The organism is Pseudomonas sp. 14A (assembly GCF_018132745.1).
GTDB lineage: Bacteria > Pseudomonadota > Gammaproteobacteria > Pseudomonadales > Pseudomonadaceae > Aquipseudomonas > Aquipseudomonas mercuritolerans.
Genome location: NZ_JAGRQJ010000002.1, coordinates 39393 through 53818, shown reverse-complemented (window position 1 = coordinate 53818; position 14426 = coordinate 39393). Strand labels below are relative to the sequence as shown.

Annotated in this window: 10 protein-coding genes; 9 read left to right on the top strand and 1 reads right to left on the bottom strand. The window is 61.2% G+C overall.

Annotated elements, in window-relative coordinates:
* Window positions 1-271 precede the first annotated feature (271 nt).
* The 5 genes from gcbA to accC all read left to right on the top strand — a co-directional run bounded on the left by gcbA (window position 272) and on the right by accC (window position 6493).
* Window positions 272-1942 carry a diguanylate cyclase GcbA gene (gene gcbA, locus PS14A_RS02420; protein WP_137215888.1) on the top strand — a complete coding sequence of 557 codons (1671 nt, stop codon included), beginning with the start codon at window positions 272-274 and terminating at the stop codon, window positions 1940-1942.
* A 51-nt stretch (window positions 1943-1993) separates the two neighbouring features.
* Window positions 1994-3940 carry a methyl-accepting chemotaxis protein gene (locus PS14A_RS02415; RefSeq protein ID WP_212615212.1) on the top strand — a complete coding sequence of 649 codons (1947 nt, stop codon included), beginning with the start codon at window positions 1994-1996 and terminating at the stop codon, window positions 3938-3940.
* Between the two features lie 241 nt (window positions 3941-4181).
* A complete protein-coding gene (aroQ, locus tag PS14A_RS02410; protein ID WP_016771861.1) occupies window positions 4182-4637 on the top strand; it encodes a type II 3-dehydroquinate dehydratase in 456 nt (151 codons plus the stop codon).
* 24 nt (window positions 4638-4661) lie between these two features.
* Window positions 4662-5120 (top strand): acetyl-CoA carboxylase biotin carboxyl carrier protein, encoded by a 459-nt coding sequence (gene accB / locus PS14A_RS02405; RefSeq protein WP_212615211.1) that lies wholly within the window; start codon window positions 4662-4664, stop codon window positions 5118-5120.
* A gap of 17 nt (window positions 5121-5137) precedes the next feature.
* A complete protein-coding gene (accC, locus tag PS14A_RS02400) occupies window positions 5138-6493 on the top strand; it encodes an acetyl-CoA carboxylase biotin carboxylase subunit (RefSeq protein WP_024011424.1) in 1356 nt (451 codons plus the stop codon).
* Window positions 6494-6557: 64 nt separating this feature from the next.
* Here the strand turns inward: accC and PS14A_RS02395 are convergent, their stop codons facing one another.
* Window positions 6558-10514, bottom strand: coding sequence for a DUF6543 domain-containing protein (locus tag PS14A_RS02395; protein WP_212615210.1), 3957 nt, complete (start codon window positions 10512-10514; stop codon window positions 6558-6560).
* A 194-nt stretch (window positions 10515-10708) separates the two neighbouring features.
* Here PS14A_RS02395 and prmA point away from each other — a divergent pair, with 194 nt between their 5' ends.
* The 4 genes from prmA (at window position 10709) to fis (ending at window position 14402) form a co-directional block, all read left to right on the top strand.
* Window positions 10709-11587 carry a 50S ribosomal protein L11 methyltransferase gene (prmA, locus tag PS14A_RS02390; RefSeq protein ID WP_212615209.1) on the top strand — a complete coding sequence of 293 codons (879 nt, stop codon included), beginning with the start codon at window positions 10709-10711 and terminating at the stop codon, window positions 11585-11587.
* A gap of 30 nt (window positions 11588-11617) precedes the next feature.
* Window positions 11618-12889: a DUF3426 domain-containing protein gene (locus PS14A_RS02385; protein WP_212615208.1), complete on the top strand. Its 1272-nt coding sequence runs from the start codon at window positions 11618-11620 to the stop codon at window positions 12887-12889.
* 185 nt (window positions 12890-13074) lie between these two features.
* Window positions 13075-14085, top strand: a complete 1011-nt coding sequence (gene dusB / locus PS14A_RS02380) for a tRNA dihydrouridine synthase DusB (RefSeq protein WP_212615207.1) — start codon at window positions 13075-13077, stop codon at window positions 14083-14085.
* The gene (fis, locus tag PS14A_RS02375; protein ID WP_002555375.1) at window positions 14082-14402 is read left to right on the top strand and encodes a DNA-binding transcriptional regulator Fis; all 321 of its coding nucleotides are present in this window, start codon (window positions 14082-14084) and stop codon (window positions 14400-14402) included. The genes dusB and fis overlap by 4 nt, the downstream gene beginning before the upstream one ends.
* Window positions 14403-14426 lie beyond the last annotated feature (24 nt).

Here is a 14426-nt window from a genome sequence, read left to right as displayed (position 1 = left end):
GGTGAAAGCGCGCAGAAGAAAAATCAGAAAGCGCTGTCAGACGCCGCCCATCAAGGCCGGTGAAATGTCGACAGCGCTGGCAGGATTGCTCGCAAAACCCCAGCATGCGGGCACTTGGCCAAAATCGGATACAAAAACAAAACCACCCGGTCAGAAACTGAATCGTGTCGTCCAGCAGATTATTGACGTACGACACTCGTCTAAGGGAAAAGAGGTGCTAGCATAGAGCCACCAGTCGATCTCAGCATGCACCCTAACTAGTAGTCAGGATATGACCGAGCCAGAAGACCCCAGCCGTGAGCGTCTCAAGCACCACTTTGCCCAGCGGGTAATTCATCAGGCACGTCAGATTCTTGAGATATGGCAGCGCCTGCAACGCAGTGAGTGGTCCTCCGTCGATCTCGCCGAGCTGAGCGAGGCGAATCTGCGTCTGCTGCGTTTTGCCGAGCGTTTCGAACAGCCGGAACACACCCAGCTGGCGCACCACATCAGCCAGTCGCTGCAAGCGGTGGATGCCAACCGTGGCCGTCTCAGCAGCGGCCTGATTACCGATCTCAATCGGTTGATGCAGCGCCTGTCGCGCACCGGCCTGCGCCATGGTGATCAACTCGATCAGACCTTCCTGCCGCCGCTGCGCAAGCCGATCTATGTAATGTTGCAGGATCACGACCGCGCCGAACGCCTGGCCAAGCAGCTCGAATTCTTTGGCCTGAGCGCACAGGCACTGGACAGCGTGGCGGCGTTTCGCTCGTCGATGGTCGAGCGCTTGCCCGCGGCGATTGTCATGGACGTGGATTTCAGTGGCCCCGGCATCGGCCTGAAACTCGCCGCCGAAGCTCAGGTCGGCCTCGAAGAACCCCTGCCGCTGCTGTTCTTCAGCCTGCACGAAACCGACACCCCGACCCGCCTCGCCGCCGTGCGCGCCGGTGGCCAGGAATTCCTCACCGGCACGCTCGAAGCCTCGAGCCTGCTGGAAAAAATCGAAGTGCTGACCTGCGTCGCCCAGTACGAGCCTTATAAAGTGCTGATCATCGACGACTCGCGCGCCCAGGCCTTGCACACCGAGCGCCTGCTCAACAGCGCAGGGATTGTCACCCGCACCTTGATCGAACCGATTCAGGCGATGGCCGAACTAGCGGACTTCCAGCCGGACCTGATCATCCTCGACATGTATATGCCGGCCTGCACCGGCACCGAGCTGGCCAAAGTCATTCGTCACAACGACCGCTACGTCAGCGTGCCGATCATTTACCTGTCGGCCGAGGACGATCTGGACAAACAGCTCGATGCGATGAGCGAGGGCGGCGATGACTTCTTGACCAAGCCGATCAAGCCGCGGCACCTGATCACCACCGTGCGCAATCGCGCCGCTCGGGCGCGCAATCTGAAAGCGCGGATGGTCCGCGACAGTCTTACCGGCCTGTACAACCACACGCACATTCTGCAATTGCTCGAAGATTGCTCGTTCCGTGCGCGCCGCGAGAACAAGCCGCTGAGCTTTGCCATGCTCGACATCGATCACTTCAAACGGGTCAACGACAGCCACGGCCACCCGATGGGCGACCGGGTGATCAAGAGCCTGGCGCTGTTTCTCAAACAGCGTTTGCGCAAGACCGATTTCATTGGCCGTTACGGCGGCGAAGAATTCGCCATCGTCATGCCCGACACCGATATCGACGCCGCGCACAAAGTCCTCGACGAAATTCGGCAGCGCTTTGCCGAGATTCATTACCCTGCGCAGCCGCAGGACCTGTGGTGCACGTTCAGCGCCGGCGTGGTGGAAATGTGCGATGACTCCGACAGCCTGATGATGGCTAGCCAGGCCGACGAGGCGCTGTACCGCGCCAAGGGTGCCGGACGCAATCGGGTGCAGACCGCGCGGCAGTCAAAGCAAAGTGCCACTTTTTCATCGGAATCCACTGATTCGGTCATAACCCTGTAATAGAACAGCAATAAATTCAGGCGCTTACCATTTCTGCCGTTGGTAGCCGTCATGCGCCTGAAGTTGCTCACCAATCTCAACACTCTGCTGTTGGTCGCCGTCTGCGTGGCCCTTGGCGCCACGCTGTGGTGGTCGCAAAAAGCCCTCGAACGCCCCTATCTGTTGATGGAGCGTTACCTGGGGCTGTCGCAACAATTTCAGAATGAAGTGGCGCGCAACGTTGAGGATTACCTCGCCAGCGGTGACGCGCTGCGCCTGAGCAGCGCCGCTCAGGCCATCGACAGCGTGCACAAGCAACTGGGTGAGCTGCCCCCGACGCTGGCCGACACCGTGCAGCCAAGCCTGTCGAGCCTTGATGAATTCAGCAAAACCGACCTGCTCGCCGCCGGCAAACTGGCGGGCGATCCGCAGGCGCTGCTGTTGCAGGCCGAACGCGAACTCAGCGCCAGCCTCGACCAGCTCAACACCTACGCCAATGGCAACGCCGCCTACCTCGCACCACTGCTCGCCGCATCGCAGCATCTGGGCAAACTGTCGCTGGCGCGGGACAAACTGGTGAGCAGCGGGCGCAGTGAACTGGCGGCCGATGTCGAGCGCGAAGTGAGCAACATGCGCGCCCAGGCCGAAGCCATCGATGCCCTGCCCTTGCTCGGTGTGGTCGCCAGCAACGAATCGAGCAGTGACGATTTCGCCGCGCTGATGGGCATCGAAAACGCCGACAAAGCCGCCGCAGAGGATGCCGGGGTCGGGCTCAAACGCGAACTGAACAGCTTGCTCGGCCGCTATCCGGCAGAACTGGCGCGCACCCGCGAGCAGATCCAGAAACGCGCCGATCTCAGCGCCGCCACCCACGAAAAAATCGCCAGCGTGCAACACGCCATCGCCGGCCTCGAACCCGTAGTACGCGCGCAACACGGGCAGATCCAGGGCGAAGTGCGCCTGATGCAAGGTGTGATGATTGGCCTGATTCTGCTGATCGCCCTGCTCATCGATACCTTGCAGCGGCGCCTGGCCCGCACCCTGACCAACCTCGCCCCGGCGCTGTCGACCTGGGCCGAGGGCGATTTCAGTCGCGACATCCAACTGGGCAAGACCAATCGTGAACTGCACGACATAGAAGCGTCGCTCAATCGCTTGCGCGCTTATCTGGTGGATCTGGTCGGCACGATTCGCGGTAACGCCGAGCAAGTCGCAGGCAGCAGCCGCACCCTCGCCGAACTGAGCAATGACCTGCACAGCGGCGCCGAGCATCAGGCCGGTGACACTGCGCTGATTCGCGATTCGCTGGGAGAACTCGAGGCGACCATTCAGCAAGTGGCCGGCGATGCCCGGCAGGCTGCCGACGCCAGCCGTCATGCCGGACTGGCCGTCGAGCATGGCCAGACGGTGATCGGCCAGAGCCTCACCGGGCTGCATGCGCTGGTCGGTGAGGTTCAAGGCAACGCGCAGATGATCGAACATCTGGCGGAAGAATCAGCAACCATTGGCGGCGTGCTGACGGTGATTCGTTCGATTGCGGATCAGACCAATCTGCTCGCCCTGAATGCCGCGATCGAGGCGGCCCGCGCCGGGGAGATGGGCCGTGGTTTCGCCGTAGTCGCCGAGGAAGTGCGCTCGCTGGCACAACGTACCGCCGGGGCCACGGCAGAAATCCAGACACTGATCGCCGGCCTGCAGACCGCCGCGCGGCAATCGGTCGAAGGCATGCGCGCGCAGGTTGAACACGCCGAAGCCACGGCCAGTCAGGCGCAAGCGGCCGACGGTGCATTGGACAAGATCGTCGGCGCGATCCAGACCATCGCCGACACCGCCGTGCGCATCGCCGATGTCACGGCGCAGCAAAGTGGCGCGGTCAGCGAAATCCGCGATCACAGCGAGCGCATTCATCAATTGGGTGGGGACAACCTGCTACGCATCGGCCAAGGGCGCGAACAGGGCGAGAACCTGTTGGTTCTCGGCGGCCAATTGCATACGGCCGTTCAGGCCTTCCGCGTCTGATATACCACCTTCGCGAGCAGGCTCGCTCCCACAATGGAATGCATACCCCTGTGGGAGCGAGCCTGCTCGCGAAGGCGGCGGTCCTGTCATTACAAGTGACCGGATCCTGATCCTCGGTCACAAATTTCGCGCAAACATCGCCCATCGTGCCGCCTATTGCATGGAACTGGACAGTCACAAAGGCTTTGCGGCATAGTCGCCGGGTTCTGACGACTGCTCATTGATAACAAGGACAACGCAGATGGCGACGCTACTGGTGCTGCATGGCCCCAACCTGAACCTGCTCGGCACCCGGGAACCGGGGACCTACGGGTCGACGACCCTGGCGCAGATCAATCAGGATCTGGAGCGGCGCGCCCGCGAAGCCGGCCATCATCTGCTGCATCTGCAAAGCAACGCCGAGTACGAATTGATCGATCGCATCCACGCTGCGCGCGGTGAAGGCGTGGACTTCATTCTGATCAATCCGGCGGCTTTTACGCACACAAGTGTCGCATTACGTGACGCGCTGCTGGGAGTGAGCATCCCATTCATCGAAGTGCATTTGTCCAACGTGCACAAGCGCGAACCTTTCCGCCATCACTCCTACTTCTCCGATGTAGCGGTAGGAGTGATCTGCGGCCTTGGCGCCAGCGGTTACCGACTGGCCCTGGAGGCCGCACTAGAGCAGCTTGAACACCAAGCTATACGCCCCTGACCGACCCTTGGGAGTTGATGATTCATGGATATCCGTAAAGTTAAGAAACTGATCGAATTGCTGGAAGAGTCCGGCATCGACGAGCTCGAGATCAAGGAAGGCGAAGAGTCCGTACGCATCAGCCGCCACAGCAAGACCCCGGCGCAGCAGTATTACGCGCCAGCCCCGATGCAGGCTCCGGCCGCCGCCCCTGCTGCCGCGCCAGTCGCTGCCGCTGCTCCGGCTGCCGCTGCTGCACCCGCGCTGAACGGCACCGTTGCCCGTTCGCCGATGGTCGGCACTTTCTACCGTAAATCTTCGCCAACCTCGCCAGCCTTCGTTGAAGTCGGCCAGTCCGTGAAGAAAGGCGACACCCTGTGCATCGTCGAAGCCATGAAGATGATGAACCACATCGAAGCTGAAACCAGCGGTGTGATCGAATCCATCCTCGTCGAAGACGGCCAGCCGGTTGAGTACGACCAACCGCTGTTCACCATCGTTTGAACCGCGGAGAGCCTTTGATGACTGCGAAGTTGGAAAAAGTTCTGATCGCTAACCGCGGTGAGATCGCCCTGCGGATTCTGCGTGCCTGCAAAGAGATGGGCATCAAGACCGTCGCCGTTTACTCCAAGGCCGACAAAGAGCTGATGCACCTGGGTCTGGCAGACGAATCCGTCTGCATCGGCCCGGCGTCCGCCGCTCAGTCTTACCTGCACATCCCGGCCATCATCGCTGCCGCTGAAGTGACCGGCGCTACCGCCATTCACCCAGGCTACGGTTTCCTCGCGGAAAACGCCGATTTTGCCGAGCAGGTCGAGAACTCCGGCTTCGCCTTCATCGGCCCGAAAGCCGACACCATCCGCCTGATGGGCGACAAGGTATCGGCCAAGCACGCGATGATCGAAGCAGGCGTACCGACCGTTCCAGGTTCCGACGGCCCACTGCCGGAAGACGAAGAAACGGCGCTGCGCATCGGTCGTGAAGTCGGCTACCCGGTGATCATCAAGGCCGCCGGTGGCGGTGGTGGTCGTGGCATGCGCGTGGTGCACAAGGAAGAAGACCTGATCGCCTCGGCGAAACTGACCCGCTCCGAAGCAGGTGCGGCGTTCGGCAACCCGATGGTCTATCTGGAAAAATTCCTCACCAACCCGCGCCACGTCGAAGTGCAGGTACTGTCCGACGGCCAGGGCCACGCCATCCACCTGGGCGACCGCGACTGCTCGCTGCAGCGTCGGCACCAGAAGGTTCTCGAAGAAGCACCGGCACCAGGCATCGACGAGAAGGCGCGCCAGGAAGTATTGGCTCGCTGCGTCAAGGCATGCATCGATATCGGCTACCGTGGCGCCGGTACTTTCGAGTTCCTCTACGAGAACGGCCGTTTCTACTTCATCGAAATGAACACCCGTGTTCAGGTGGAGCACCCGGTTTCGGAGATGGTCACCGGTATCGACATCGTCAAGGAGATGCTCAGCATCGCCGCCGGCAACAAGCTGTCGTTCACTCAGGATGACGTGGTCATCCGCGGTCACTCGCTGGAGTGCCGGATCAACGCTGAGGATCCGAAGACCTTCATGCCGAGCCCGGGCACGGTCAAGCATTTCCACGCCCCAGGCGGCAACGGCGTTCGCGTCGATTCGCACCTGTACAGCGGTTATGCCGTGCCACCGAACTACGACTCGCTGATCGGCAAGCTGATCACTTACGGCGCAACCCGCGACGAAGCCATGGCACGCATGCGTAATGCCCTGGACGAAATCGTGGTCGACGGGATCAAGACCAACATCCCGCTGCACCGTGACCTGGTTCGTGACGAAGGCTTCTGCAAGGGCGGTGTGAACATTCACTACCTCGAGCACAAGCTGGCCAAGCAGTCGTAAGACTGATCCGGCGTGGAAAAACCCGATCCCCGAGGATCGGGTTTTTTTATGCCTGAACGACGCGTCAGTTCATCAGCACCATCGAGAACGCCTGGTCCTCTACCATCGCCGCGGTCGCCCGGCTGCCGGCCCTATCGACCACGCTGCCGACGGCATTCTCGTGCAACGCTTCACTGCGGACACGGTCCATGAAGTTCTGGGCACGTATCGAGAGTCGGTCGGTTGAATATGGCGCTCTGTCGATAAGCGCTTTGTACACGTCACCAACCTGACCAGCGGAATGCTTGAACACTTTCGAGACTCCATTGTTCAGATTCAACACTACCCCGTAAGTGTTGCCCAGGCACGAGGAGTACGACCAGTAATCCCACGTCGGTTGCAGGCCATGTTCGCGCAGGACACGCCTGACCGGGCCGCCGATGTCAGCGCCCATCGACACCCAGTCACCTCCCACCAGCGTGGCGCGAATATCCTGGCCGGCGTACCCCAGACGCTCCAACACGCTGCTTACACTGCGCTGGATCAGGGGGCGGATATTGTGATCGAAATGAATCACCGCCCCTGTTCTCGTCGTCGGGTTGTACAGCGAGGCAATGACGCAACTCTGCGCATTCAGCGAAAACAGGTAGTTGTCTCGCGATCCGGGAACGGCACGCCCCACCACCGCTTCGCCCTGCATCGCACCGCGGTTGAGCAATGGTTCGACACGGGCCGGAAATGCATCACGCAAATTGTTCACGCGCCCAAGGTTGCGGACGTTGCCGCCTCTGAGCCCGACCCGGTCATGTGTCCACCTGCCGCCAGGGGCAAGACGTATCGGTTGCTGATAGATAGCTGTCGGGCGGCGGGCATCGACCAGGCTCAGACCACCGAAATGCGGATTCTCCCTGACCAGGAAATACTTGCCTCTGTTACGGATGTAATAGGCCGGTTGCGGCTGTTCAGCACTGGGCGGACTGCGCCAAGTGCCGAAAAACACACCGTCGTCAGTCACCTTTTGCAAGCGTTCGGGCCTCTTGCTGACGGCCTGCCTGGCATGGAAGCGGACTTCCCGGATCGCCGGCAGCGCTTCCTTGTGCACCGGAGCCACGGTACTCAGGTGCTCTGACAACAATGAGACGGGCCTCATCGTGTGTTTCAGACTTCTGGCCGCACCGCCCAGCAACTTGATCGCACTGCCGGCACCGACCATGGCAAACAGCGCACCCCACGAGGCCTCCAGCCAGTGTCCGAGAGCGCCATCGACATCGCCTTCCAGATGCGCAGCGACAGCCTGACCAGCGCTGATGGCAATGAACACGACATCGAGCAGCAAGGCAAAGGGAGGAAACACCATACAAAACGGTGCGGCGGCGAACATCAGCCCCTTGACCACCTGGCGCTCGATCATTTGCGCGCGGCTGGTGGTGATGTCTTGCACATCCGTGACCGCGCGCTCGATGTACGCATTGAACTCGCTGCGGGCGTCAACCAGGCGCTCCGCTTCGTAGAGCACATCGACGCGTTGTTTTTTCGCCGCAATCGCGTACAGGGTGCGCGACACGATGCTGCGTGCAGCAACCGGCGTACGCGCCATCAGATAGTCATGCAAGGTTCCCGCGATGTCGCCGAAAAGTGACTGATACGCACGCACCACAATACCGTCGGGCGCATCAGGCGTGTACAGCCACCAGGACGGCTCAGGGTCGAACGAAGTCAGAACGTAAACCCCGAGCACGACGTGATTGCGCACGGTGAACCTGAACACGCCGTCGCTTTCAACCATACGGGCGCCCGGATAATGCGTACCCGGCGCTGGCAATTGACTCAACAGTGTGACCTGGCGGACCAGCGCTGAATACACCGCGTCGCTCAGACGCGCCTGACTTCTGGCCACGCGCAAATCACGATCCATTTTTGACAGCAGCACGTTGCGGTAGGCGAAGCGACGCGGTACGTAGGCGGCATTACGAGGGTCGAGATATTTGCTGCGGATCTCGTCGGCGTATTTCTCGCCCAGCCAGGCCCGGCGCAGATACAACGCCAGATCGGCGCTGCGCACCAGGCTCAAATCCTGCCCGACCGACGAGCGCACACCTTTTTTCGGGTGCTCGATGCCGGAGTTATCGTCGTAGCCGTGAATCGCCAGGTCAAGCAGTGTGGCCACTTGCTGCTTCCTGCGATCGGCAACGCCGGGGTTGTAATCGATCAACACAGTGGCCGGGTCGACCGGTTCCAGCACGTTCTTGCTGCGCATGTAGGGCGCGATCGCTGCGGCAACCGTGCGCCTGGCGAAATCGACAAACACTTCAAAGCCGCCCAGCAGCTCGTTGAAAACCTGCTGATGAACAATCAATTCCTGATTCAGGCTGCTGATGCGCCGGCGCGCATCCAGACCGAGCGTTGTGTACCAACGCAGCGAGTTGTCCACCTCGACCTGCTGCAGGTTTTTTGCCAGGCCCATTTTTACAGCTGCTTCGACGCATTCCACGAATGACAGGGGTGCACGTCGAATGTCACTGGTCATGCCCCAGAGGGCCGGGTTGTCCGCCACGGCCAAAAGATAGTCACGCGCCGTACGATGTGCCGTCGGCGAAAGCTGCTGCAACAGGTACTCGCGGCCGGCTTCGCTCTGCGTCCAGCTCCACACCTCGCCGGTCAACGCCGCAACAGACGTTAACCGCACCCACTCCTGACCGTTCGGCTTGTTGGGCGCGTACAGCACCAGGTTACTTACCGCTTGCGCAGTCTCTGCATGGTAGAACACCAGAAGATCGGTGCATTGCATGCCGTTGGGCAGCGTCAGTGCGGCCACTTGCAGGGGCTTGCTTGCAGCTTGCCCGGACCACGTCTGCTCCAGAAGTTCATGATCGGACTCCGACAGATGAGCTGCACAACGCGCGACGTATGCGCTCTGCCGGAGCCGAGCGGTGAACCAGTCGATCAGCGCCTTTTGCACTTCTGTGCGCTTGTACTGCTCGGCGAGGACTCGCAGGTAATCTGCCGGATAGTCCTGTTCCGCCAGCATGTCGGCAATGAATGTCGGCTTGAGTGACTGGTTGCGCAAAGGCGCAGTACTGGCGATATACAGGACCGCTGCGAAGTCCTGACCGATCGGCCCGGATGCCAGCAAGTCGGTCAGGCTGCGATTGCGCGTCGGCTCGCCGACTGCCGAGCGCCATCTGAGTCGCACGTCGATCCGATCCGGTTCAACCGTCATGTCGAGCTTGCGCTGAATGTATTCGATGGCCTGCTGCCGGGCAAAGGCGCGCAAGGAGCCGTAGCCCTGCAGCAGCTCATCGAGCGCTGTCCGGGACAGTGACGTCTGCTCCTGATAATGGCGCAACAAGGCGCGATCCGGGTCCTTCAACACCTTCATCCACTGCGGCAGTTGCGCGAAGGAGTGCGCCTCGAGAATCTTTTTCTCTGCACCGGTTGCCAATGCAGTCAACCGGTACCGACGGGTGCCTCGGGCCTGGACTCTATCGATCTTTCGGCGCAACTGATTCAATGTCACGCCCACGAGCCGGTCACGACGCAACAGCGACTCGATGTCCTTGATATAGCGCCGCAGCTTGCGCTTCATCAAACGATCGAACAACGCCTCCTGCCCTTTTGTCGCCCAGTGTTCGCGCAGGTATTTCTTGTACTGGTCGAGGAAGTGCAGCGAAACGGAATCCACCGTCCGGGCGACGTGCTCCCGGCGGCTGGCTGGCAACCCGAGGTCAGCGGCTCCCGGCCAGCGAAATGGAGCGTCCTGGACTGCCAGGAACGTGACTGGCTTGCCGTCGAGAAGCTTTTGCAGAATGGCATCGAGCAGGGCAACCACGAACCCCGGATCGAAATGACCTTCGGGATAATCAATGCGCAATTCAGTCAACGCGTAATGCTCCAGCGCCTCGAGCAGCGTCATCTGGCTGCTCAAGCGCTTGTCGATCATCACCTGCCAGCGCGTGATGCGTAGCAGGATTTCCTGCACCGACCCCGTAGGCGCCGCAGCTACAGGTAGTTTTTCTTCTACAATCCCTTGTTGATCCGCCATATCGTCCAGCCTTTTATTGCATGGAAATGAGCCCCCACTCTATTTCCCGGCCAGCGTGCCCAGGCCGTACATATGTATATGGCACCTGCGGATGTGTTACAGCCGACTGGCGTGTCCACTTTGCCGGCGACCTGGCGTAAACTGCGCGCTTTTGCAGCTTCGGGCTGCCCCACAGATTTTCAAAGGTGCCCGCCATGCCTTGGCTGCAAGTCCGTCTCGCCATCACTCCGGAACAAGCCGAAACCTACGAGGATGCATTTCTCGAAGTCGGCGCCGTGTCGGTGACTTTCATGGACGCCGAAGACCAGCCGATCTTCGAACCGGAACTCAACACCACACCGCTGTGGTCGCACACCCATTTGCTGGCCTTGTTCGAGGGCGGCACGCAACCGGAGCCGGTCCTCGCCCATCTGGAATTGCTCACCGGCAGCCCGCTGCCCGAGCACCACAGCGAAGTCATCGAGGACCAGGACTGGGAACGCAGCTGGATGGACGGTTTCGAGCCGATGCGGTTCGGCCAGCGCCTGTGGATCGTGCCGAGCTGGCACGCCGCCCCTGAGCCTGATGCGGTCAACCTGCTGCTGGACCCGGGCCTGGCGTTCGGCACCGGCACCCACCCGACCACCGCGCTGTGCCTGGAATGGCTCGACGGTCAGGACCTGAAAGACTGCCACGTGCTCGACTTCGGCTGTGGCTCGGGGATTCTGGCGATCGCCGCCCTGCTGCTCGGCGCCAAGGAAGCCGTGGGCACCGACATCGATGTGCAGGCACTGGAGGCCTCGCGCGACAATGCCGGGCGCAACAACATTGCCGACGAGTTGTTCCCACTGTATCTGCCCGAGGATCTGCCGCAGGTTCAGGCTGACGTGCTGGTGGCCAATATTCTCGCAGGCCCGCTGGTGACCCTGGCGCCGCAATTGTCCAGCCTGGTCAAGAGCGGTGGGCGCCTGGCGTTGTCGGGCATCCTCGCCGAGCAGGGTGAAGAAGTCGCCGCCGCTTATGCGCAGGACTTCGAGCTCGACCCGATCGCCAATCGCGACGGCTGGGTGCGCATCACCGGGCGTCGGCGCTAAAATGACCGCTTGCCTGAACCGGATCGCCGCATGACCGACAGTTTCGTCACCCAGTGCCCGCATTGCCAGACCAGTTTCCGCGTCAACCATGCTCAGTTGAGCGTGGCCCGCGGGGTGGTTCGTTGCGGCTCCTGCCTGCAAGTGTTCAATGCCGCCAAGCAGCTGCTCGAGCAACATTCTGGTAAGGACACGGTGACGCCGACCGCACCAGCGCTGCCTGAAGCGCCCGCACCTGTCAGCGATTCTGCGGTCGTCGAACAGATCCCCGCACCGCGCGCCATCAGCCAAAAGCAATGGAGCGCGTCGGAGCTGGATCTGGACGGCCTCGATCTGGACGAAGAACTCGCCCGCCTCGAACAGCGCGAAATCCAGCCGGTCGCCGAATTCGGCCGGGCCCGCGAAGAATCCTTGAGTGCGCGGCGCGACAGCGCGGAACCGGAAGAAGGCGCCTGGCCCGATGGCCTGTTCAGCGAGCCTGCCGATGAGCGCCGCGCCGCGCCGGATGTCGGGCCAGATATCGAGCCGTATATCGAAGGCGTCGAAGCCCTCGAATCCGAGCGCACCGAGCCATCGTTGTCACTGGAACCGGTGGACCTGGATGACGAGCCGCCGATCCCGCAACTGCGCCTGCACGATCCGATCGATCCCAACGCCCGCCGTGAGCGATTTTCGGCCAGCGACGACAGCGATGACGACGATCTGCCATTGATCACCTCGCCGCGCAAAAAACGCGAAAGGGCCGAGCCCGGCGTGCGCGCCGAGGTCTTGCAGGATCTGACCGACGACCCGCTGCAACTGGACTGGCAGCAACGCCGTTCACCCTGGGGCCGGCGCCTGCTCTGGCTGCTGCTGGTGGTGTTGGCGGCCGGCGGTCTTGCCGCTCAATACGTTGCCTATCACTTCGAGGAGCTGGCGCGGCAGGATCAATACCGCCCATGGTTTCAGCAGATCTGCCCGCAGATCGGCTGCACCGTGCCGTCCAAAGTCGACATCGGCAAAATCAAGAGCAGCAACCTGGTGGTGCGCAGCCATCCCGAGTTCAGCGGCGCGCTGGTGGTCGACGCGATCATTTACAACCGCGCGACCTTTTCCCAGCCGTTTCCCTTGCTCGAGCTGCGTTTTGCCGACCTCAACGGTCACCTGATCGCCAGTCGTCGCTTCAAACCTGGCGAGTATCTGAGCGGCGATCTCGAAGGCCTCGCGGAAATGCCGCCGCAGACGCCGATCCACATCGCCCTGGATATTCTCGATCCGGGGCCGAAAGCGGTGAATTACAGCCTGAACTTCCATTCACCGGAATGAACCGCTTCAGCGTTTCCCGATTGACGGCATTTTTCTGACTGGATCGCAGCCAACCAAACCGTTGGCGATAACAGAATAACTGTTCAGATTTTGTTCAATTCAGCCTTTAACCAGTCATCGAGAGCGGGTATCATGCCCACCCTTTTTCGAACTCTCATGATCCGGCCCCACTTCAGGGAAGTCCTATGTCGGCGGTACGCATCGGCCCATATACATTGCAGAACGGTTTGATCCTCGCCCCGATGGCGGGCGTCACCGACCAGCCCTTTCGTCAGCTGTGCAAGCGTCTGGGCGCAGGACTTGTAGTCTCGGAAATGGTCACCAGCGACATGAGCCTGTGGAATACCCGCAAGTCGCGCATGCGCATGATCCACGAAGGCGATCCTGAGCCGCGCTCGGTGCAGATCGCCGGTGGCGACGCGCAGATGCTGGCCGATGCGGCACGGGCCAACGTCGAGCTGGGCGCGCAGATTATCGATATCAACATGGGTTGCCCGGCCAAGAAGGTCTGCAACAAGGCCGCCGGCTCCGCGTTGCTGAAAGACGAAGCACTGGTGACCGAGATCCTGCAGGCCGTAGTGGCCGCGGTTGATGTACCGGTCACCCTGAAGATCCGCACCGGCTGGGATCGCGACAACAAGAACGGCCTGAACGTGGCGAAGATCGCCGAACAGGCCGGGATCACAGCGCTGGCCGTACATGGCCGTACGCGCGCCGATCTGTACACAGGGGAAGCCGAGTACGACACGATTGCCGCGATCAAGCAGGCCGTGTCGATCCCGGTGTTTGCCAATGGCGATATCGATTCGCCGGAAAAGGCCCGTTACGTGCTTGACGCGACCGGTGCCGATGGCCTGCTGATAGGCCGAGCCGCTCAAGGGCGGCCATGGATTTTTCGCGAGATCGAACATTTCCTGCGCACCGGCGAGAAATTGCCCGCGCCGGAACTGAGCGAAGTGGAACGCATCCTGCTGGAGCATCTGGCTGCCCTTCACGCCTTCTATGGCGACGTGATGGGCGTGCGCATTGCCCGCAAGCATGTGGGCTGGTATCTCGCAACCTTGCCGGGCGCCAGGGAGTTTCGCGCCCGTTTCAATCGTTTGGATGGTACGGAAACACAATGCGCCGACGTTCGGGAGTTCTTCGCCGAGCGTTACAAGAGCCTGACAGGGGACGAAGAAGGGGTGGCCGCATGACGATGATGACCGAGACTTTAGTGAGTGGAACAACACCCGTGAGCGACAACGTGAATTTGAAACAGCACCTCAACACGCCGAGCGAAGAAGGCCAGACCCTTCGCGGGAGTGTCGAGAAGGCGCTGCACAATTATTTCGCCCACCTTGAGGGCGCGTCCGTCACGGATGTGTACAACCTGGTGCTGTCCGAAGTCGAGGCGCCCCTGCTCGAAAGCGTGATGAACTACGTCAAGGGCAACCAGACCAAGGCCAGTGAGCTGCTGGGACTGAACCGCGGCACGCTGCGCAAGAAACTCAAGCAGTACGATCTGCTGTAAGCATTCAATCAAACCAGAAAGGCG

Excerpts from the sequence above, each read along its gene's own strand:
- prmA (WP_212615209.1), top strand. The coding sequence starts at position 10,709 with ATGCCTTGGCTGCAAGTCCGTCTCGCCATCACTCCGGAACAAGCCGAA.
- fis (WP_002555375.1), top strand. The coding sequence starts at position 14,082 with ATGACGATGATGACCGAGACTTTAGTGAGTGGAACAACACCCGTGAGC.
- accC (WP_024011424.1), top strand. The coding sequence starts at position 5,138 with ATGACTGCGAAGTTGGAAAAAGTTCTGATCGCTAACCGCGGTGAGATC.
- accB (WP_212615211.1), top strand. The coding sequence starts at position 4,662 with ATGGATATCCGTAAAGTTAAGAAACTGATCGAATTGCTGGAAGAGTCC.
- PS14A_RS02415 (WP_212615212.1), top strand. The coding sequence starts at position 1,994 with ATGCGCCTGAAGTTGCTCACCAATCTCAACACTCTGCTGTTGGTCGCC.
- aroQ (WP_016771861.1), top strand. The coding sequence starts at position 4,182 with ATGGCGACGCTACTGGTGCTGCATGGCCCCAACCTGAACCTGCTCGGC.
- PS14A_RS02395 (WP_212615210.1), bottom strand. The coding sequence starts at position 10,514 with ATGGCGGATCAACAAGGGATTGTAGAAGAAAAACTACCTGTAGCTGCG.
- gcbA (WP_137215888.1), top strand. The coding sequence starts at position 272 with ATGACCGAGCCAGAAGACCCCAGCCGTGAGCGTCTCAAGCACCACTTT.
- dusB (WP_212615207.1), top strand. The coding sequence starts at position 13,075 with ATGTCGGCGGTACGCATCGGCCCATATACATTGCAGAACGGTTTGATC.
- PS14A_RS02385 (WP_212615208.1), top strand. The coding sequence starts at position 11,618 with ATGACCGACAGTTTCGTCACCCAGTGCCCGCATTGCCAGACCAGTTTC.